The sequence below is a fragment of the Paenibacillus lacisoli genome, from assembly GCF_030580655.1.
Classification (GTDB): Bacteria; Bacillota; Bacilli; order Paenibacillales; family Paenibacillaceae; genus Paenibacillus; species Paenibacillus lacisoli.
In genome coordinates this window covers 17,226-38,212 of record NZ_JAUQTB010000021.1, presented here as the reverse complement: position 1 = coordinate 38,212, position 20,987 = coordinate 17,226, and the positions used below count along the sequence as shown (strand labels likewise).

Annotated in this window: 15 protein-coding genes; 12 read left to right on the top strand and 3 right to left on the bottom strand. The window is 49.0% G+C overall.

The annotated features are described in order from the left end of the window. Positions 1 to 62: 62 nt before the first annotated feature. The 3 genes from glmM to glmS all read left to right on the top strand — a co-directional run bounded on the left by glmM (position 63) and on the right by glmS (position 3,895). A complete protein-coding gene (glmM, locus tag Q5741_RS20435; protein ID WP_305025962.1) occupies positions 63 to 1,403 on the top strand; it encodes a phosphoglucosamine mutase in 1,341 nt (446 codons plus the stop codon). A gap of 181 nt (positions 1,404 to 1,584) precedes the next feature. Then, positions 1,585 to 1,719, top strand: a complete 135-nt coding sequence (locus Q5741_RS20430) for a hypothetical protein (protein WP_305025961.1) — start codon at positions 1,585 to 1,587, stop codon at positions 1,717 to 1,719. A 343-nt stretch (positions 1,720 to 2,062) separates the two neighbouring features. Continuing rightward, positions 2,063 to 3,895, top strand: coding sequence for a glutamine--fructose-6-phosphate transaminase (isomerizing) (gene glmS / locus Q5741_RS20425; RefSeq protein ID WP_305025960.1), 1,833 nt, complete (start codon positions 2,063 to 2,065; stop codon positions 3,893 to 3,895). Positions 3,896 to 4,649: 754 nt separating this feature from the next. Here glmS and Q5741_RS20420 read toward each other — a convergent pair. Beyond that, positions 4,650 to 5,501: an aldo/keto reductase gene (locus tag Q5741_RS20420; RefSeq protein ID WP_305025959.1), complete on the bottom strand. Its 852-nt coding sequence runs from the start codon at positions 5,499 to 5,501 to the stop codon at positions 4,650 to 4,652. A gap of 174 nt (positions 5,502 to 5,675) precedes the next feature. On the opposite strand from Q5741_RS20420, the gene Q5741_RS20415 reads away from it, so the two are divergent. The 4 genes from Q5741_RS20415 to Q5741_RS20400 all read left to right on the top strand — a co-directional run bounded on the left by Q5741_RS20415 (position 5,676) and on the right by Q5741_RS20400 (position 11,652). Next, complete coding sequence (locus Q5741_RS20415) at positions 5,676 to 6,125, top strand: MerR family transcriptional regulator (RefSeq protein WP_305025958.1); 450 nt, start codon at positions 5,676 to 5,678, stop codon at positions 6,123 to 6,125. Between the two features lie 335 nt (positions 6,126 to 6,460). After that, positions 6,461 to 8,392 carry a fructose-1,6-bisphosphatase gene (locus tag Q5741_RS20410; RefSeq protein ID WP_305025957.1) on the top strand — a complete coding sequence of 644 codons (1,932 nt, stop codon included), beginning with the start codon at positions 6,461 to 6,463 and terminating at the stop codon, positions 8,390 to 8,392. Positions 8,393 to 8,595: 203 nt separating this feature from the next. Continuing rightward, positions 8,596 to 9,219: a TetR/AcrR family transcriptional regulator gene (locus Q5741_RS20405; protein WP_305025956.1), complete on the top strand. Its 624-nt coding sequence runs from the start codon at positions 8,596 to 8,598 to the stop codon at positions 9,217 to 9,219. Between the two features lie 42 nt (positions 9,220 to 9,261). Further along, positions 9,262 to 11,652, top strand: coding sequence for an MMPL family transporter (locus Q5741_RS20400; protein ID WP_305025955.1), 2,391 nt, complete (start codon positions 9,262 to 9,264; stop codon positions 11,650 to 11,652). A 45-nt stretch (positions 11,653 to 11,697) separates the two neighbouring features. On the opposite strand, the gene Q5741_RS20395 is transcribed toward Q5741_RS20400, so the two are convergent. Next, on the bottom strand, positions 11,698 to 12,561 hold the full coding sequence (locus tag Q5741_RS20395; RefSeq protein ID WP_305025954.1) for a helix-turn-helix domain-containing protein: 864 nt from the start codon (positions 12,559 to 12,561) through the stop codon (positions 11,698 to 11,700). 211 nt (positions 12,562 to 12,772) lie between these two features. Between Q5741_RS20395 and Q5741_RS20390 the strand changes: the two genes are divergently transcribed. Together Q5741_RS20390 and Q5741_RS20385 are read left to right on the top strand one after the other, a co-directional pair. Next, on the top strand, positions 12,773 to 14,467 hold the full coding sequence (locus Q5741_RS20390) for an ABC transporter substrate-binding protein (protein ID WP_305025953.1): 1,695 nt from the start codon (positions 12,773 to 12,775) through the stop codon (positions 14,465 to 14,467). Positions 14,468 to 14,480: 13 nt separating this feature from the next. Next, positions 14,481 to 15,998, top strand: coding sequence for a glycoside hydrolase family 43 protein (locus tag Q5741_RS20385; protein ID WP_305025952.1), 1,518 nt, complete (start codon positions 14,481 to 14,483; stop codon positions 15,996 to 15,998). A gap of 59 nt (positions 15,999 to 16,057) precedes the next feature. Here Q5741_RS20385 and Q5741_RS20380 read toward each other — a convergent pair whose 3' ends face one another. After that, the gene (locus Q5741_RS20380; RefSeq protein WP_305025951.1) at positions 16,058 to 17,101 is read right to left on the bottom strand and encodes a LacI family DNA-binding transcriptional regulator; all 1,044 of its coding nucleotides are present in this window, start codon (positions 17,099 to 17,101) and stop codon (positions 16,058 to 16,060) included. Positions 17,102 to 17,526: 425 nt separating this feature from the next. Here Q5741_RS20380 and Q5741_RS20375 point away from each other — a divergent pair, with 425 nt between their 5' ends. The 3 genes from Q5741_RS20375 to Q5741_RS20365 are packed head-to-tail and all read left to right on the top strand — an operon-like array spanning position 17,527 to position 20,987. After that, complete coding sequence (locus Q5741_RS20375) at positions 17,527 to 18,432, top strand: ABC transporter permease (protein ID WP_305025969.1); 906 nt, start codon at positions 17,527 to 17,529, stop codon at positions 18,430 to 18,432. A gap of 18 nt (positions 18,433 to 18,450) precedes the next feature. Beyond that, positions 18,451 to 19,332 carry a carbohydrate ABC transporter permease gene (locus Q5741_RS20370; protein WP_305025950.1) on the top strand — a complete coding sequence of 294 codons (882 nt, stop codon included), beginning with the start codon at positions 18,451 to 18,453 and terminating at the stop codon, positions 19,330 to 19,332. 56 nt (positions 19,333 to 19,388) lie between these two features. Next, positions 19,389 to 20,987: an ABC transporter substrate-binding protein gene (locus Q5741_RS20365; protein WP_305025949.1), complete on the top strand. Its 1,599-nt coding sequence runs from the start codon at positions 19,389 to 19,391 to the stop codon at positions 20,985 to 20,987.

Sequence of the window (20,987 nt, the reverse complement as noted above, 5' to 3'; positions counted from 1 at the left end):
TTTGTTTTATAATCAAGGGGATCTATTGAAATGTTCAGACAGAGAACAGAAGGAGTTTAATGATGGGAAAATATTTTGGTACAGATGGTGTACGCGGTGTGGCAAATAAGGAACTGACCGCGGAATTAGCATACAGCATTGGACGCTGTGGCGGTTATGTATTAGCAGGTAATGTAGAGAAGCCTACCGTTGTCATCGGTATGGATACTCGAATTTCGGGTCTTATGCTGGAATCTGCTCTAGTGGCGGGTCTGCTTTCGATCGGGGCTAACGTTATTCGTCTTGGTGTTGTATCAACACCTGGGGTGGCCTACCTCACACGTCAGCTGAAAGCTGATGCAGGGGTCATGATTTCGGCTTCCCACAATCCGGTCGAAGATAACGGCATTAAATTCTTCGGCGGAGACGGCTTCAAGCTGTCCGATGAGACGGAACTGCGGATTGAAGAGCTGATGGATGCGGAAGAAGATACACTCCCTCGTCCTGTTGGCGGCGGCTTGGGTACGGTTGTCGTGAACGACACGGCCCGTTACGATTATCTGGCTTATCTCAAAACGACGATTACCCATACTTTTGATGGTCTGAAAGTTGTCCTGGACTGCGCCCATGGTGCGGCTTATGAACTGGCTCCGAAGCTGTTCCGCGAGCTGGGGGCTGAAGTAATTACCATTGGTGCGGAACCTAACGGCCTTAACATCAATGATTACTGTGGTTCCACACATCCTGAGAAGCTGAAGGAGGAGGTCCTTCGTCATCAGGCGGATCTTGGCCTGGCCTTTGACGGTGATGCGGACCGTCTGATTGCCATTGATGAGCAGGGACAGGAGGTCGACGGTGACTTTATCCTGTGCATCTGCGGGGATGCCATGAACAAGGCGGGCAAGCTGAATGACAGCACCATCGTATCCACGGTCATGAGCAACATCGGCTTCTATAAGGCAACAGAGAAGCTGGGACTGAAGACAGCCAAAACAGCTGTAGGCGATCGTTACGTTATGGCTGAAATGCGCCGTGGCGGCTACAACCTGGGCGGGGAGCAGTCCGGTCATGTGATTTTCCTTGACTATAACACTACAGGTGACGGTATGCTTACAGCGATTCAGCTGGCGGATACCCTGAAAGCCTCCGGCAAGAAGCTGAGCGAGCTAAAGTCTCTCATGAAGCAGTATCCTCAGGTGCTGGTTAATGTCCGTGTCGCGGATAAGCGGAACTATGAAGGGAATACAGCCATCGGTGAAGCCATTGCGGTCGTAGAGCAGCAGCTTGGCGACAATGGCCGTGTGCTCGTGCGTCCTTCCGGTACTGAATCCCTGATTCGCGTAATGGCAGAAGGCCCGGATAAGGATGAGCTGGAGAAGTTCGTAGGGCAGATTGCCGATGTCGTTAAGCGTGAACTGGTCTGAAAATGAATTGGATAAATTATTCACGGAATGAATGTGTAATGGTATAAAAGCTTTGGAGCCGGTGAGTCACTCTTGTGATTCACTGGCTGCCCAGAGCGGGTATAGAAAAGAGTCATTTGTACGATTAGGTGAAGCCTGATTTGCGATTGCAGCCACTGCTAATGTAAGAACAATTTGTAACATGATTGCAAAACAAGCTGAGGATGCATATAATGAGTTAGTATTTTACTTTGACATGGAAAGTGAGGATCGTAAGGTTACAGGTTCATTAAGCGCCAGGGCTTTGGATTGCGCGGGGAATGCGATGGTCGGATGACTCCCATGAGAAGTCGGGAAGAATCCGAAACCATAGCACGGCATCAAAGCTGACGAGGTGGAGGCGTTCGAAGTGTTCGGCGGGGACCTCCCGGTGATGCACCAGCCGTAAATCGACAGCGGAAAACAGATGGGCGACCGTCTAGACAACGCTCCGATGGGTGCCTAACAATTGATTATATTTCATGAATGTGCGTAGAGCATAAGCATGTGCGGGTACGGAAAAGTAGTGCATTCGTGAGGATCATGGATTCATTGATAACTTCATAATGAATGATTTTTTCCTGACACCGCATATGTGTCTGTTCTTCGACGCGCTATTATAGAATCGGAGGAATTATAACATGTGTGGAATCGTCGGATATATTGGTAACAAAAACACGCAGGAAGTACTGATCGATGGACTGAAGAAGCTGGAATACCGCGGTTATGACTCTGCAGGGATTGCCGTCTTCACGGATAAAGGACTGCAGGTTGCCAAATCGGTTGGCCGTCTGGCTAACTTGGAAGAGAAGCTGGGCGGTGCACCGCTGGTAGGCAGTGCAGGTATCGGTCATACTCGTTGGGCTACTCACGGTAAGCCTTCGGATGAGAACTCCCATCCACATCTGGATGAGAGCGAGAAATTCTCTGTCGTGCACAACGGGATCATCGAGAACTACATGGAACTGAAGGATGAACTGATCAAGGAAGGACACAAATTCCTGTCCGAGACCGATACTGAGGTTATTTCCCACCTGGTTGCCCGCGAATATGATGGTGACATTGTCAAAGCGGTACAAAAAGCAATCACGCATATGCGCGGTGCTTTTGCATTGGGTGTGCTGACAGAATATGAGCCAGAGAAGCTTGTAGCAGTTCGTCAAGCAAGTCCGCTGATCATTGGTGTGGGTGAGGACGAGAACTTCATCGGTTCTGACATCCCGGCAATTCTGAAATATACACGTAACATCTATATCCTTAACGACGGCGAAATGGCTGTTCTGACTAAGGATGCTGTCGAATTGATGACCATCGAGGGCAATTTTATTTCTCGGGAAATGATTCATGTCGATTGGGACGCTGTAACAGCAGAAAAAGGCGGCTTTGATCATTTCATGCTCAAAGAAATCCATGAACAGCCAAAAGCCTACACAGACACCATGCTGGGTCGTATTGATGCCAGCGGCAAAAAAGTGGTTCTCCCTGAGTTGAGTCTGACTGAGGAGCAAATCAAAAACATCCGCAACGTACAAATCATTGCTTGCGGTACAGCTTACCATGCAGGTCTTGTTGGACGTAATGTCATTGAGCAGCTGGCTCGTATTCCGGTTGAAACAGACGTTGCTTCCGAATACCGCTACCGTGCTCCAATCGTAACACCGGAGACGCTGGTGATCGTAGTCAGCCAATCGGGTGAGACAGCGGATACGCTGGCGGCACTGCGCGAAGCACAAAGCAATGGTGCACATGTACTGGCCATCACGAACGTAGTAGGCAGCTCCATCGCACGTGATGCGAACGATGTTCTGGCCACACTGGCAGGTCCTGAGATTGCGGTAGCATCCACCAAAGCTTATACTTCCCAGCTAATCGCATTTTATCTGCTTGGTCTGTATCTGGCAGAAGTACGAGGCACACAGACTCCAGAGGAAATTGCTCATGTCATTGCTGCTATGCAGTCTTTGCCTGAGCAAGTGGAGTCCATGCTGAACAATGTGGATGAAGTGAAAGCTTATGCTGAACACATCTCCAAGCACCAGCACCTGTTCTTCATCGGACGCGGTCTGGACTACGCCGTAGCTCAAGAAGGCTCGCTGAAGCTGAAGGAAGTGTCCTACATTCACTCTGAAGCATATGCAGCAGGTGAATTGAAGCACGGTACGCTGGCCCTGATCGAAGATGGGATCCCGGTTATCGCCGTAGCGACTCAAGAAGCTGTACTGGAGAAGACGGTCAGCAACATTAAGGAAGTGAAAGCCCGCGGCGGTGAAGTGTTGGCCATTACGCATGAAGAGCATGCGGAGAGCCTGCAGAAATCCGTGGATCAAGTAATCACGATTCCTAAGACGCTGCCAATCCTGACAGCTGCGCTGTCTGTGGTGACGCTGCAATTGATCGCTTACTATGCTTCTCTGGCTCTGGGTCTGGACGTGGATAAACCGCGTAACCTGGCGAAGAGTGTAACAGTGGAGTAAGAGATTAGAGAGTTGTTGATAATGAATGTGAGAAGCAAATAAACTCATATCAGAGCTGAGCAGATCCAGGATTATTTTCTGGCATTTGCTCGGCTTTTCTTTTGGTACAGGTTAGGGATTAGGAGATAGGGAAGGAAAATGCAGGCTCTTTCTCGAAAGGCTAACAAGGCTTTTGGAGCGATGTAGCAATTGCCTTTCTCCTTGAAGGAGCCTGAACTCTTGGCTTGCTTGATCCAGCAGCCTAAAACAAAGGCGGCGAAGTCATATACCTCTACAAGCGTTGCGTTGTGGTTATATTTACATTGTGGAGATCCTCACCTAAAATTTTCATTCTTCTCTTCGTATAATAAGGTACTGTTATTAAGTTGTGTTTCATATGGAAAGAACGCTTATATAGTCGCATTTTATGCCATACACTATGAAGTACCTTTGATATCATTTATGGTCTAGCAGAAAATGTAGAGGGAATAGTCAGTTTATTTCACACGGACCTGTTGTAAGTCTTGTAATAAAGTTCTATTCAGGGGTGTCACGATAGAAGCGGGTTTTTTATCGGATATTTAATATTTGATAGATTTAAAGCAGGAAACTGAAACCTGAGAAACAATAATAGGCTATTGTCTTTCCATGATTAAAAGGAGCTCGGCTAATTAAGCCGGACTCCTTTTATTTTTAAACAATAAAATTGTTATGTTTGAGCAAGCTATCTTTATAGCTAGCATTGATAACTGTGACTTTACGCTTCAATTCACGTTTACAAATCCACTTTCCAGTTACCCATCATTTTAGCGACGTTTGGATCAAGGTACGAGCCGAAGAGACTTTCCCGTGTATCGAGAGCAGCAATCTGCTCAATATCGCCCGCGCTCAGCTCGAACTCGAAAATATTGAAGTTTTCGATGATCCGTTCTTTTTTCACCGACTTCGGAATGACAAAGATCCCACGCTGAACAAGCCATCGAAGCACGACTTGGGCAACGGACTTGTTGTGTTTGTCTGCGACCGAGGCCAGTACTTCATTGCTGAACATGTTGTTAAGGCCTTCAGCGAACGGTGCCCATGATTGGTGCTGCACTCCCTGTTCTTTCATAAAAGCCGAAGTCTCGGCCTGTTGGTAGAATGGGTGTGTTTCGATTTGGTTAACAGCAGGTACGATTTCGTTGTGCACAATAAGGTCCATTAGGCGGTCCGGCAGGAAGTTGCTGACCCCGATCGCCTTAATCTTGCCTTCGCGATACAGTTCTTCCATCGCACGCCAAGCGCCGTAGTAATCACCAAACGGCTGGTGAATAAGGTAGAGGTCGAGATAGTCGAGCTGCAGCTTCTTCAGGGACTTGGCAAATGCCAGCTTGGCACTCTCGTAGCTGGCGTCCTGAACCCAGAGCTTGGTCGTAATGAACAGCTCTTTACGTGGTATACCGCTGCGCTTGATCGCGCGACCGACGGCTTCCTCATTCAGATAACCGGCGGCGGTGTCGATCAGGCGGTAACCGGCCATCAGCGCTTCATATACCGTATTCTCGCATTCTTCAGCATCCGGAACTTGGTAGACACCAAAGCCGATGATCGGCATTTTTACTCCGTTATTCAATGTTACAGTTTGCATTGCACTTCCTCCCAGTGATCAAATGGTATGCAGCGAACAGCACGTATCCCAAAATCGGAACTGCAGCGGGGATTCCGCTTACGGCTGCTTTGCATTACAATAAGCTTAAGACCTTCGTGTTACACGAAGGCAAGCGATTTTCTGCAATTAATTTGTTTTTGAGGAGGATTGCACATGCTAACGGTCAAAGAAGCGGCCCAGATTACAGGGCTTACAGAACACGCCGTGCGCTATTACACAGATAAAGGGCTTGTGCCCAGCGTACAGCGCAACCCCAATAACATTCGGATGTTCGACGAAGAGTCGATCAACTGGCTGCATGGTATCAAGTGTCTCAAGCAATCCGGGATGCCGATCGAAGCGATTAAAACGTATGTTGATCTCTGCCTCGAAGGGGATTCGACCATTCCGCAGCGCTTTGCACTTATGATGGAGCATAAAAAAGCGGCGCTCGCTAAGCTTGAAGAAGCCAGACAGCACATTGCCCATTTGGAAGAAAAGACGGTTTTATACCAGGCCATGCTGAACCACCGCTCTCCAGACACGACCAATCCGGGGAACTGGGACAGAATTCAGCATATGCATGGAGATGTCTTTTACAAGCCAACTGCCCGGAAGGCGTGAGCGCATCGACCGTATCAAACTGCTTCTCGTGTGTTGATTGCTGAAGGCTAATAGATTGATATGGAAAGCATTGAAAAAGCCATCCTAATCAGGATGGCTTTTTTTATAATCCTTTGCCTATTAACGAATCGCCCGCTTCGTGTCGATTCCGTGCCTGACGCAGGACAAGCTGGATCTATTTGATTATGTTATTGTATATATAGCAGAGTTCCGTGATTTTGTTTATAGACAAGACTAATCAGACATGCTAAATGCAGTGAATCATTTTTGATTTTCCCGTTGTACCAGCAATTGAAGTCATCATCACACCACCAATTCGAAGGGAGACATGTCTTTTGGATGCTCAATTTCTAGATTTACTGGCTCAGAAATACGATTCCGAAGAAAAAGTTGTAACTGAAATTATCAATCTGGAGGCGATCAGTAATCTCCCTAAGGGAACCGAGCATTTTGTAAGTGATCTGCATGGTGAGTTCCAGGCTTTCCAGCATGTTTTGAGAAACGGATCGGGTAAGGTCAAAGAAAAAATAAACGATCTGTTCCGAGAAATATTAACGGAGAAGGAAATTAGCGAACTGGCTACATTGGTCTATTATCCAGAAGAAAAGTTACAGCTGATTAAGGGGACTTTTACGAATAAGCGATCCCTGCATCAATGGTACAGACAAACGATTGAGCAGATGCTGAAGCTGATCTCGTATGCCTCTTCCAAATATACGCGCTCAAAATTGCGCAAAGCCTTGCCGAGCCGGTTTGTTTACATCATTGAAGAGCTGCTGTACAAGACAGCGGACATCAACAATAAGGAATCCTATTATGAGGCCATCTACCAGCAAATTATATCTTTAGGACAAGCGGACAAGCTCATCATAGGTCTCGCCTATACGACCCAGCAGCTGGTGGTTGATCATCTTCATGTGGTTGGGGATATTTATGACCGCGGCCCTGAACCGGATCGGATTATGGATACGCTGATTCATTACCATTCGCTTGATATTCAGTGGGGGAATCACGATGTGCTGTGGATCGGTGCTTATGCCGGCTCTATGGTCTGTCTTGCCAATATCATTCGCATCTGTGCCAGATACGACAATCTGGATATTATTGAAGATGTATATGGCATCAATCTGCGCCCGCTGCTTAATCTGGCGGAGAGGTACTATGATGATAATCCTGCCTTCAGACCGAAGGTACAGCCCCATACAACGATGACAGAACAAGAGCTGCTGCAGATTACGAAGATTCATCAAGCGATTGCTATGATCCAGTTTAAGCTCGAAATGCCCATCATCAAGAGACGTCCTTATTTCAACATGTCGGAGCGGCTTCTGCTCGAGAAGATCAATTATGATAAAAACGAAATTACCTTGGATGGGAAAACTTATCCGCTGGATAACACCTGCTTCGCAACCGTCAATCCGCAGCAGCCGGAACAGCTGCTAGAGGAAGAAGAGCAGGTCATCGAGAAGCTGCTCTTCTCCGTTCAGCATTCCGAGAAGCTGGCCAGACACATGAAGTTTCTTATGAAAAAAGGCAGTCTCTATTTGCGCTATAATGGAAATTTATTGATTCATGGCTGTATTCCTTTGGACGAGGAAGGTAATATGGAAGAGATGCGTATCGAAGATAAGACTTATTCAGGACGTAAATTACTCGATGTATTTGAATCTTATTTGCGGTATGCCTTCGCCCATCCCGAAGAGACGGATGATCTTGCGACAGATATGGTATGGTATCTCTGGAGCGGAGAACGTTCATCATTATTTGGGAAGAGAGCCATGACCACCTTTGAGCGGTATTTTATTAAGGATAAAGAGACCCACAAAGAGAAAAAGAACCCTTATTATCATCTTCGTGAGCATGAGGAGACCTGCCGGAGAATCCTGGAGGAATTTGATCTGGATCCGGATCATGGTCACATTATCAACGGTCATACACCAGTCAAAGAAATTAATGGTGAAAGCCCGATTAAAGCAAACGGAAAGATGATTGTTATCGACGGAGGCTTCTCCAAAGCGTATCAATCCACCACAGGCATCGCCGGATATACACTGCTGTATAATTCCTTTGGCATGCAGCTGGTAGCCCACAAGAAGTTCAACTCCAAAGAGGATGTGCTGCACAACGGAACAGACGTCCTATCGGTCAAACGATTGGTGGATAAAGAACTGGAGAGAAAAAAGGTTAGCGAGACGAATGTGGGAGAGAACTTGCTGAAGAAAATCTCGGTACTGAAAAGCCTGATGGAATATCGGTACATGGATTAAAAGAAGCAGTTTTGTCAGGTCAGCGAAAATTACACATGTATATGAGAAGGAGCAGCTGCAGAATACGGCTGCTCCTTTTGCATATTTGGGATTCGAAAAGCGTCATTATCGTTCACACTACCGTCACCTGTTACCCATTGAGCAAAAATGCACTTTGGGCAATAATATGACTATAACACCAGAAAGGAGGCCAGTTAAGAGGGATGATACAAAAGCACAGTCTTCGTGATATCAAAAAAGAAGCAACCGCTCATGCACTAGCCGATGCGTCGTACGAGCTTGCCCTGGAGCGGGGACTGGATGGCTTCATTGTAGACGATGTTGTACAGAAGGCGGGCTACTCCAGAAGGACATTCGCCAACCACTACTCCTGTAAGGAAGAAGCGGTGGCGGCCGCTGCCGTATCTTTTCAAGGGACAGATGCACAAGAAGCAGAGCGTATTCTTTCTGAGGTAAATGCAGATACGGAGCCTCTCGATATCTTTTATCGTTTGATGCGGACCCAGCTGGTGACGGAGCATATCGGGAAAATGCGGGATCTTGTCTCACTGTCCAAGCGCTATCCCACGCTCGAACCTTTCATTCTCAGCGCCTTTCATCAGCTGCAGATTTCAGCTCAGCAAATGGTGAGCATGGCATTGAACGGACGGTATCCAGAAGCATACACCCATTTATTAGCGGGGGCAGTATATGGTTCAATTACGCCTTTGCTGGATGGGAGTGTAAAAGTTCTTATTAACGGGGAGACGGCCGGAGATGAAACAGAGGCTTTGACCTTTGATCAGTATCTGGAGACGATGTTTAATTATTTGCGTAACGGATTTTAGGGGGAGTTTGAATTTTACATATAAAGGGGAGAAACCTACCGGATGTCAACCTTTCTTTACAAAGCAGCTAAATCAGCTTTTAACAAACCATGGTATTTTATTGTAAGCTGGGTCGCCATCCTGGGTATTGTCGTTGCGATGATTGGCATTAATGGAATACATGCAAGCTCGGAAATGAAAATTGAGGGCACGGAAGCACAGAAAGTTCTGGATCAATTGGCCAAAGAACTTCCCGCAGCTTCGGGCGGACAGGCGAGTGTCGTCTTCACAGCTCCTGATGGAGAGCGGCTGGACACGCCCGAGCGCGTAACCCGGCTCAGCAAGGCTGTTAACGAAGTTTATAATCAGGAGTATGTCATTAATCCGGCCGAGCTGGCCGCCCAAGCTGGAGTTTCTGCCGCCGGGGCGGCAACGGACGAGGCCGCTGCTGCTCAAGGAGCTGCTGAAGGTACAGGGGCAGAGGCTTCCGCTCAAGCAGGTCAGCAGAGTCCAGGGGCTGCAGCCGCACCCTACGGACCGCTTATCGTGAACGGAGCACCCGTGCCTGGTGTGCTGATTTCCTCCGATGGCAGCGTTGCTCTGTTCCAGTTCCAATTTACTGTGCAGCAGCAATCGGTGCCCGCATCCGTCATTGATTCTGTCCTGGATACGGTTCAAGCTGCGGGTGATAACCACTCAGGCATTACAGTGCTGCCTAGTGACACGCTTAAGGGGGCATTCAGTCTGGGCGGTGCTGGCGAGATCATCGGGGTCGTCGTCGCAGCGATCGTGCTGTTCATTACGCTTGGATCTCTGGTTGCCGCCGGACTGCCGCTGCTGAGCGCGCTTCTGGGTGTAGCCATTAGTGTCGGCGGCGCCTTCGGGGTATCCAAATTTATCACCATGACCGACATTACACCGGCTCTGGCCGTCATGGTCGGACTTGCCGTCGGGATCGATTACTCCCTGTTCATTGTGAACCGGCAGCGCCGTATGATACTGGATGAAGGATTAAGTGCCCGTGAGGCGGCCAGCCGGGCGGTTGGTACGGCCGGCAGCGCCGTATTCTTCGCGGGGATGACTGTTATTGTCGCTCTTTGCGGCATGCTGGTCATCGGGATTGAATTTCTGTCGACCATGGCACTGGTTGCCGCAGCCAGCGTACTGGTTAATGTGCTGATTGCTCTTACCCTGCTGCCGGCCCTGCTGGGTCTGGTTGGTGAACGTATCGTTTCAGCCAAGAGCCGTGCGAAGAACAGCGGGCGTGCCAAGACGACACAACGTCATGGATTTGCATACCGCTGGGTGAAGGGTGTATTAAAATATCGTATTCTGGTCATCCTGGGTGCGATCGTTATACTAGGTGCGGCAGCCATTCCTGTAGCCAAAATGAATATGGGGATTCCTTCGAGTGAGACGGCTAATCTCGATACGACCGCCCGTCAGAGCTACGATGCGGTAGCCAAAGGGTTCGGCAAAGGGTATAACAGCCCGATGATCCTGGTCGCAGAGACCAACAACGCTTCTGAACGGGTGACCCCGGAGCTGCTAGGCCATGTTGTGACAGAGCTTCAGAAATACGAGGACGTTGCTGTTGTTACTCCAATGGGCGTTAACCAATCCGGGAATATGGCGATTATTAGCCTTATTCCAAAGTCAGGTCCCAATGACGAAGCGACCAAAGATCTGGTTAAGGCAATTCGAGATCCGAAATCGGATATAGCTCTAGGGAACAACCTGTCCATCGGAGTAACCGGGGTAACGGCCATTAACATCGATATGTCGGAGAAGTTGGCAGAGGCATTTCCGCTGTATATTGGCATTATTGTTATTCTGTCTATTATTATTCTGCTGCTCGTATTCCGTTCTATCATCGTTCCGATTAAGGCAACCGTGGGTTTTGTACTCAGTGTGCTTGCGACATTCGGCATGTCCACGGCTGTATTCCAGTGGGGATGGGTTCATTCCCTCTTCGGATTTGACACCGGCGGTCCGCTGCTCAGCTTTATGCCGATCATGGTCACAGGTATCCTGTACGGCCTGGCTATGGACTATCAGGTTTTCCTTGTCAGCTCGATGCGCGAAGCTTATGTCCATGGGCATAAAGGTAAAGATAGCGTCATTCACGGTTATGAGCAGTCCAGCCGTGTCGTTCTTGCCGCTGCGGTGATTATGGTATCTGTCTTTGCTGGTTTTATTTTCACCGATGATATCATGATCAAACAGATCGGGTTTGCGCTTGCGATTGGCATCCTGATCGATGCCTTTATTGTCCGTATGACGCTGATTCCTGCGCTGATGGCTGTATTCGGGGATAAAGCGTGGTGGCTGCCCAAGTGGCTCGACCGCCTGCTCCCGAATCTGGATGTGGAGGGCGACAAGCTGATCGCTCAACTGAAGGCTTCGGAGAGAAGTTTAAATAAAGGTAAATCTACGGGTCAGGCAGTGAAGTAGGGGGAAAAGAAGTGTCGACGACTGTCGATGCTTCTTTTTTTTGGTTTATCCGCGCTGCTGCCTGTATGCCTTCGGGGAAAGGCCGAAGTTTCGGGTGAACTGGCGGGTGAAATAATTGCTGTCATTATATCCGCATTCATGAGAAATTTCCGTAATTGTCAGCGAGGTCGTCGTGAGCAGGGTGCAGGCGCGCTCCAGACGCAGACGGTGCTGATAAGAGATAGGTGAAATCTGATAAAAGGAACGGAAGATCCGGTTCAGGTGCCTTACTGAAATATTGGACTGCTCTGCTATTTCCTCCAGGGACAAGGGCTTGAGGTAATGATCCTCAATATAGGAGACGGCATTGGCCAGGTGCATCATGCTGCTGTCGACGCCATTTTCCTGCTTGTCATATTGTCTCGACAGGTACACTACCAGCTCCATAAAACGTGATACGAGCATCGTCTGATAGCCCTGCATGCGGTCATGGTATTCCTTAATCATATCGGAGATCAGCGAAGAAACGTATTCCAGACTGGGGATGGATAAGCTGAGTTTGCTCTGGTAGGCATGGATATTCCGGTAGAACGGTTCCAGGACAAACAAGGCCTGATAACCATTCGAGATCCGCAGATCCGGGCCGGCGGTGTTTAGCATTTGGGAACGGAACATAATATTGCATATTTTAAAGTCATGAGGATCCTTATACGCATGCGGCGTAACGCCGTTAATGACGAATACGTTACCTTTCTTCACGAAGAACTCCTCCGTGTTCACGATATGAGTGGCAGTGCCATTCAGCACGATCACAAGCTCGGTGAAGTCAACATGATGGTGAAGCTCGGTATCGGTGTCATGCCCGCCATATTGGATGAAGAACGGAAACTGCGGATCCGAGGTAAACCAATTCAGATAAGCGTTGCTCAAAAGGATCTCCTCCAATGCTTCAATTGAGAGTGAATGTCTATATCATGCTATTCCAAGACCGGAAAATCAAGGCTAGTGTAGGCAGAGACCCCTACAATAGGGGAAGAAATACTGCTCCCGTCATGAATTGCAAACGCATTCAACAGTCTGACAGATGATTCAGCGGGAATGAAGCTTAGTTCAATTAAATTGAAGCAGGGGGTTCTGATTCATGGTGAAAAGAAAAATTCCGAAGTTATCTGTTGTGCTCGCGCTTTCCGTAACTTTACTGGCTGGCTGCGGCAGCAGCAATAGCAGCAGCCCGGATAAAGGGGCCACCGGAGAAGACAACGCAAATGATACATCTCCGGTCAGCTTTTCCTTTTTTGGGGCAGACGCCAATCCTAACTGGAATAACATGCAGGACGATGTTGGGAAGGAAATCACCAAGCAGACGGGGGTAACGCTGAATGCCGAATTTGCAGTGGCCGATCCGTCCCAGAAGATTGCCTTAATCTCGGCCAGCGGCGACTATCCGGATCTGATCAGTCCCAAGGGTGATCTGGACAAATTGGTAGATGCGGGGGCTATGATCGACCTGACCGATCTGATTGACAAGCACGCGCCTAACCTCAAGAAGCTGTTCGGTGACCAGATCAAACGTTTGCGTTACAGCAATGAGGATCCCTCGATTTATGTGATTCCTACCTATTCGGCCGTAGATGGAGTCAATTTTGTGGCTGGTGCGGGATTCGAGCTGCAGCATCGTGCGGTGAAGGAAGCCGGCTATCCGGAGATCAAGACACTGCAGGATTATGAGAACGTGATCAAAAACTATCTTGCGAAACATCCGACGGATGAGAAGGGCAACAAGAACATCGGTCTGACCTTGAATGCAGATGACTGGCATATGTCTATTACGGTTACGAACCCGGCTGCGGAGACGACAGGGAAATCAGGGGACGGCGAGTATTATATTGATCCGGAAACGCATGAAGCGACTTATCACTTCCGTACGGAGGGGGAGAAGGAATACTTCCAGTGGCTGAACCATATGTATAACACCGGTTTGCTGGATAAGGACACTTTTGTGCAGAAGAACGATCAGTATCTGGCCAAAATCGCTTCAGGTCGTGTGATAGGACTGATTGATGCAGACTGGGGGTATTCGGACGGGGAAAAGGCGCTGAAGAGTGCCGGCAAAAACGATCAGACCTACGGTCACTATTCGGTTATGCTGTCCGACAAATATAAAGACAACCGCTATCAGTCGACAGGCTTTATGGCCGGCTGGGGTGTAGGTATTACTGAAAATTGCAAGGACCCTGTGCGTGCAATCAAGTTTCTGGACTTCCTGGCTTCCGAGCAGGGGCAGATCCTGAATAACTGGGGCATTGAGGGCAAGCAGTATGAAATCAAGGACGGCAAACGGGTTGTACCGGAAGATGTACAGAAGCGCATTATCAACGATAACATTCCATTCACCAAAGAATCGGGCATCGGTCTCTACGGCAATATCGGCGCTCACTATGGGGATGGTGTGAAGGACTCCACAGGCAACTACTACACGAAGAACTTCCCGGAACAAATCGTGGATAACTATACGGATGCTGACAAAGAGACGCTCAAGGCTTACGGAGCAACGACCTGGATGGATCTGTTCCCGAATGAGAAGGATTTCCCTTTAAAAGAATGGGGCGCAGCCTGGAACATCGCAGTGCCAAGTGATGATGAAGTGAATATTCTGGCGAAAAAAATGCAGGACATTACGTGGAAATGGATTCCGCAGGCGGTCATGGCTAAACCTGAGGACTTCGACAAGGTGTGGGATGAATATCAGCAGCAGCTGATCAGTGCCGGCGTCGAGAAAATGGAGAAGGGCTTCACCAAATATGTCCAGGATGTAGTTAAACTATGGAACGACTAGGAGATAAGTAAAGATGAAATACAGCAATCCCGTAATTTCAGGCTTCCACCCCGATCCGAGCATCTGCCGGGTTGGAGAAGACTATTATCTGGTTACAAGCACATTTGAATATTTTCCGGGTGTACCCATCTTTCACAGCAGGGATCTGGTTCACTGGAGGCAGCTGGGTCACTGCCTGACGAATGAACAGCAGCTGCCGCTGACCGGTGCCGGCAACTCAGGAGGCGTATATGCTCCGACCCTGCGTTATCATAATGGTTGGTTCTATATGACGACTACCAATTTAGGCGGGGGCGGCAATTTTTATGTGCGCGCCCAGCAGCCTGAAGGGCCCTGGTCAGAACCGATTTTTGTAGATCAGGGCGGAATTGACCCTTCCATTCTTTTTGATGATGACGGACGTATCTATTACCAGACGGCCTGCAACGGTGATGAGGGGGAAGGCATCTATCAATGTGAGATTGATATTGCGACAGGCAGCAAGCTGACGAAGAGCCGACTGATCTGGCGCGGAACGGGGGGAGCGGCTCCTGAAGCTCCTCATCTGTACAAAACGAACGGGATGTATTATCTGATGCTCGCCGAAGGCGGGACAGAATACGGCCATATGGTGACGATCGCGCGAAGCCAGGAGCCGTACGGCCCGTTCGAGCCCTATACCAATAACCCGATCCTGTCCAATCGCAGCATGCCGACACGCATCCATGCTACGGGGCATGCGGATCTGGTCGAGGCAGAAGACGGAAGCTGGTGGGCCGTATGCCTGGGCATCCGCCCCGTATCCTATCCAATGCGTCATCACCTAGGCCGTGAAACCTTCCTCGCCGCTGTGACATGGACCGAGGACGGCTGGCCGGTCATCGGGGAGAAGGGGCATATTTACCCTGAGATGGACGGACCGAACCTGCCGAAGGTACCATGGCCTGCCAGACCGGTGCGTGATGATTTTGACGCTGCTGTATTAGGTCATGACTGGAATACACTGCGCAATGCGAAGCCGGGGAGCTGGTCCCTGACGGAACAGCCGGGCAGCCTCGTACTGCGGGGGAATCCGGATACACTGAGCAGCACCGCTGCTCCGGCTTTTATAGGGCGCCGTCTCAGCCATTTCTCGGCCGACATCGCGGCTGCGCTGGATTACGAGCCGCTGCAGGAGGGTGAAGAAGCGGGACTGGCCGCCTATATGAACAGCAAGTACCACTATGAGCTTGTCGTGAAGCGGAAGGATGGCCAGAAGAAGGTGGTCTTCCGCCGGACGGTAGGATCACTTATGGTCGAACAGGAGCTGGACTGCGAAGCAGGGCCACTTGTTCTGAGCATCAAGGCCCGGCCCGAGTGGCTGCATTTCTCGGTGCAGCAGGGGGAATCGGAAGCCGTAGAGCTTGGCTCCGGAGAGACCCATCTGCTGTCTACCGAAGTTGCAGGCGGTTTTACCGGCGTGATGATCGCCATGGTTGCCACCAGTCCTGCAGGACAAGGGAGCCCGGCGTCCTTTGACTGGTTTGACTACAAACCGCTGGAATCGTTTTAGTTTCGGATATATTATGCAAAAAGCCCTGATGAAGATCAGGGCTTTTTTGTGCTTGCAGCTTACTGCCGGGGCTTGGCCGTAGAGTCACGAAAGACAGGCTGGGTCTGAATATGCGTGATCTGATGCGGCAGATCAGGCTCCTGAATACGGGATAATAGCATATTGGCTGCAGTAATCCCCATCTCGTCACTGTAGATGTGGACCGTCGACAAGTGGGGTTCAACAATTCGTGATTCCGGAGCGTCGTCAAAACCGGCTACCACGATATCATCGGGAATCTTCATATTTTTGTTCTTCAATGCCTTGATGACATTCACCGCGATAAAATCGTTGGCACACACAAATGCGGAAGGCAGCTGTGTCATCTGCTCCAGCCGCCGGTCCATCCAATCAGACTCCGAGAAAAAGTCCTGATCCGGATTAAGAATACACTGCTCCAGGTTGAGCGGGATTTGCGCCTCGATCAGGGCTCGGTTGAAGCCCACCCATCGCTCGTTGAAGCTTTTGCAATGATTGTAGTCGCCCACAAAACCAATGGACCGGCAGCCGCTATCCATTAATCGGGTGGTCATATGATACGTACTGTGCTCATTCTCCATCAAGAGCAGGTCTGCCTCCAGTTCCGGGTAGGATACCCCGGCGGCGCAGTCGATGAAGATGGTAGGCAGGCCCAGACTGGTAATCCGCTTGCTGTATTCAGGATCAAAAAGCTCAATGCACACAATGCCGTCTACCTTGGATGTCTCGAAATTATTCGGCAGCTGCAGCGAATTCCGGTCGACATCACGCACGATGTGGATGGATAAATTGTATCCTTCGGCACTGACTTTCTTCTCCAGACCGCTGATCAGACGTGAACCAAAGTGGGAGGTATTGGGCAGATTGGCGGTCAGCAGCGCGATGTTGCCAGGGGCCTTTGCAATGAGATTATCGGTCTCCATAAAAGCAAACTGTTTATATTTCAGCTCGATAGCCTTCTTGATGACTTTATTCCGGGTTTCTGCAGGGATCGTATCGCTGCCGTTCAGAGCTTTGGATGCTGTATTTCTGGAGATGCCCAGCGCATCGGCAATATCCTGAATGGTGACTTTTTCTTTCAACATGAATAAGGGTTCACCTCTGAAAACGATTTAGTCCGAACGTATTTCTTACAAGCCAAAGCTCAAGTCATACAAGGATATTATACGTCAAATGTATATCAAATTTCTACAAATTGCAATGTCATGTTTACAAATGCACAAATTTATAAGGGGATATAGCTAAGGAAGAGGCTGTTTTTACATTTATCACCTGTTTTTGAGCATAATGAACATATTTTTATTGTCAATTGCACAAATATTTATTTACAAAAGTTATTGACGAGGATTACATACTCTGATAAATTGTAAAAGCAGTGATACGCAATAGTAAAAATGAAAGCCTTTACTAAACGATGTCTAATACTTTCTTTGGTAAGAATGGAGGTCAAGGTATGGATAACACAGCAGAGATCAAACGGGGGACGGGGGTGCTGCCGCAAAGGACACATATGAGGCGGATGCTGGAGTCTGTAAAAAAGAATTATTTTCTGTATCTCCTGCTCGCCCCGGCATTAATTCTGACTCTGATTTTCAAATATGTTCCGATGTACGGCGCCATCATTGCGTTTAAGGATTTTAGCCCCATCAAGGGAATTATGGGCAGTGAATGGGTAGGGCTTAAGCACTTTGAGAAATTTATCTCCTCACCCAACTTTGATGTGATATTTATGAATACGCTTAAACTCAGCTTTTTTGGGTTGATATTCAGCTTCCCGGTTCCTATTCTGCTCGCACTTATGCTGAATCAGATCCGCAAATCCACGATCAAGAAAAATATCCAGCTCTTCCTGTACGCGCCGAATTTTATTTCGGTCGTCGTCATTGTCGGTATGCTGTTCATCTTTCTGTCCCCGACGGGCCCCTTGAACCATATCGCAGCCTGGCTGACAGGGGAACCGCTGATGTTCATGTCAGAACCCGAATATTTCCGCTGGATCTACATCCTTTCTGATATCTGGCAAAGTGCCGGCTGGGCTTCAATTATCTATGTAGCTGCCCTAGCGAACGTGGATCCCGAGCTGCACAATGCAGCAAGCCTGGACGGGGCCAACCTGCTGCAGCGGATCAGGCATATCGACCTGCCGACCATCCGGCCTATCATGGCTATTGTATTTATCCTTGCGGCTGGCGGAATCATGTCGATCGGATTTGAAAAAGCCTATCTGATGCAGACCTCTATGAATCTTCCGGCCTCGGAGATCATCGCTACTTATGTGTATAAGGTCGGTTTGCAGTCCGGGGATTATGCTTATTCTGCGGCCGTTGGATTGTTCAATTCGGTAATCAATGTCATTCTGCTGCTGACGGTTAACTTTATCGTCAAAAAATTGAACGAAGGCGAAGGACTCTACTAAGGAAGGAGAATGGAAGTGATGGCTGTCAAACTTTCCAAGCTGGACCGGATACTGCTGTTCTGTAACGGGGTATTCCTGACACTGGCTGTGCTGATCGTAATCATCCCGCTGGTATACATTGTGGTTGCTTCATTTATGGACCCGACGGTTCTGCTGAACCAGGGTTTGTCTTTTCGGATCTCGGACTGGAGTCTGGAGGGATACCAGAAAATCCTGTCCAACCCGGCGATGCTGCGGGGGTTCGGAAACTCGGTTTTTTATTCCACCGCATTTGCTCTGGTGACCGTTATGGTATCTGTCTTCGCAGGCTATGCGCTTTCAGATGACAGACTTGCGGGACGCAATCTGTTCATGACCCTGTTTATTATCACGATGTTCTTCGGCGGCGGGCTGATTCCTACCTATCTGCTGGTCCGTGAGCTAGGAATGCTCAATACGGTATGGGCGGTGATTATACCCGGTGCTGTGAACGTGTGGAATATCATCCTGTCCCGGACATTTTTCAAGGGAGTGCCAAAGGAATTAAAAGAAGCGGCTAACGTGGATGGGGCATCGGATATGCATATCTTTTTCCGGATTGTACTGCCGCTGTCCAAACCGATTATCTTTGTGCTTGCGCTGTATGCATTTGTGGGTCAGTGGAATTCCTTCTTTGATGCCATGATTTATCTGGAAGATGCCAAGCTGCAGCCGCTTCAGCTCGTTCTGCGGTCGATCCTTATTCAGAATCAGGCAGCGCCTGGGATGATCAGCGACCAGCTGGCAATGAACGAACTGAAACGCTTGTCCGAGATGATCAAATATTCGGCCATCGTCATTTCCAGTCTGCCGCTGCTGATTATGTATCCGTTTTTCCAGAAGTACTTTGAGAAAGGTGTTATGGTAGGTTCCCTGAAATAGGGTCTTATCTGAACATATAAGTGCATTATTCATTCCTACATGATGGAGGTCATCCAATGAATAAGATCAAGAAGACCAAACGTATTGCACGTGCGCTGCCTCTCACTGCATTAACCGCCGTACTGCTGCTCTCCGGCTGCGGCGGAGGGGAGAAGCAGGCGGAGAAGACCGAGGACGGCAAACTGATTCTGAATTTTCTGACCCAAAGCTCCCCGCTGGCACCGGCAGATCCGAATGAGAAGCTGATTAACCAGAGGCTGGAAGAGAAAACAGGCATCCATATCAATTGGAAAAATTACACGAGTGATGTCTTTGCGGAAAAGCGCAACCTGGCGGTTGCCAGCGGAGACCTGCCTGATGCTATATTTGACGCCGGCTACAGTGATTATGACCTGCTTAAATTAGCCAAAGACGGGGCGATTATTCCGCTTGAAGATCTGATTGAGCAGCATATGCCCAATTTCAAAAAGGTGCTTGAACAGGCTCCGGAGTACAAAAAGATGATTACAGCACCGGATGGCCACATTTACTCTTTTCCATGGATTGAAGAACTTGGCTCGGGGAAAGAACGCATCCAGTCCGTCGATGACCTTCCCTGGATTAACGTCGAGTGGCTGAAAAAACTGGGACTTTCCATGCCGAAAACGACAGAGGAGCTCAAAAAGGTGCTGATTGCCTTCAAGACTCAGGACCCGAACGGAAACGGCAAGGCTGACGAAATTCCACTGTCATTCATTAATAAGCCGGGCGGTGAAGATCTGGCATTTCTGTTTGCTTCCTTCGGCCTGGGGGAGAATTGGGACCATACAGTAGTAACGGATGATGGTAAGGTCGTCTTCACGGCATCCGATGAAGGGTATAAGGAAGCGGTCAAATTTGTACACGAGCTGTATCAGGAGGGGCTGATCGATATCGAAGCCTTCCAGCAGGATTGGAACACGTATCTCGCCAAAGGCAAGGATAACCGGTACGGTGTGTATTTTACATGGGACAAATCGAATATTACTGGAATGAATGATACGTATGATGTCATGCCTCCGCTTGCAGGTCCTAGTGGTGAAGTTAATGTTGCCCGCACGAACGGGATCGGCCTCGACCGCGGACGCATGGTGATTACCAGCAGTAACAAACATCTGGAGGACACGGCCAAGTGGGTTGACCAGCTCTATGACCCGCTGCAATCGGTTCAGGATAACTGGGGGACCTACGGGGACACCAAACAGCAAAATATATTTGAATTCGATGAAGCCAAGGGCATGCTGAAGCATCTGCCTCTGGAGGGTACTGCCCCGGTTGAACTGAGACAAAAAACAAGCATCGCCGGTCCTCTGGCCATTCTGGATGAGTATTACGGTAAATATACAACCATGCCGGATGATGCAGCCTGGAGACTGAAGCTGCTGAAAGAGACGATGGTGCCGCATATGAAGGCAGAGAATACCTATCCTAAAGTCTTTTTCTCCATTGATGAACTGGATCGCCTGTCTACGATTGAAACGGATATGTTCGCCTATCTGGAACGCAAGCGCACGGAATGGTACCAGAACGGTAAAGTCGACCAGGAGTGGGACAGCTATCTCAAGGAGCTTGATCGTCTGGGGCTGCAGGAATGGCTGAAGATCAAACAGGCCGGGTATGACCGGAACGCGGAGTAA

Coding starts and splice junctions, on each gene's coding strand:
- glmM (WP_305025962.1), top strand. CDS start 63: ATGGGAAAATATTTTGGTACAGATGGTGTACGCGGTGTGGCAAATAAG.
- Q5741_RS20430 (WP_305025961.1), top strand. CDS start 1,585: ATGATTGCAAAACAAGCTGAGGATGCATATAATGAGTTAGTATTTTAC.
- glmS (WP_305025960.1), top strand. CDS start 2,063: ATGTGTGGAATCGTCGGATATATTGGTAACAAAAACACGCAGGAAGTA.
- Q5741_RS20420 (WP_305025959.1), bottom strand. CDS start 5,501: ATGCAAACTGTAACATTGAATAACGGAGTAAAAATGCCGATCATCGGC.
- Q5741_RS20415 (WP_305025958.1), top strand. CDS start 5,676: ATGCTAACGGTCAAAGAAGCGGCCCAGATTACAGGGCTTACAGAACAC.
- Q5741_RS20405 (WP_305025956.1), top strand. CDS start 8,596: ATGATACAAAAGCACAGTCTTCGTGATATCAAAAAAGAAGCAACCGCT.
- Q5741_RS20400 (WP_305025955.1), top strand. CDS start 9,262: ATGTCAACCTTTCTTTACAAAGCAGCTAAATCAGCTTTTAACAAACCA.
- Q5741_RS20390 (WP_305025953.1), top strand. CDS start 12,773: ATGGTGAAAAGAAAAATTCCGAAGTTATCTGTTGTGCTCGCGCTTTCC.
- Q5741_RS20385 (WP_305025952.1), top strand. CDS start 14,481: ATGAAATACAGCAATCCCGTAATTTCAGGCTTCCACCCCGATCCGAGC.
- Q5741_RS20380 (WP_305025951.1), bottom strand. CDS start 17,101: ATGTTGAAAGAAAAAGTCACCATTCAGGATATTGCCGATGCGCTGGGC.
- Q5741_RS20375 (WP_305025969.1), top strand. CDS start 17,527: ATGAGGCGGATGCTGGAGTCTGTAAAAAAGAATTATTTTCTGTATCTC.
- Q5741_RS20370 (WP_305025950.1), top strand. CDS start 18,451: ATGGCTGTCAAACTTTCCAAGCTGGACCGGATACTGCTGTTCTGTAAC.
- Q5741_RS20365 (WP_305025949.1), top strand. CDS start 19,389: ATGAATAAGATCAAGAAGACCAAACGTATTGCACGTGCGCTGCCTCTC.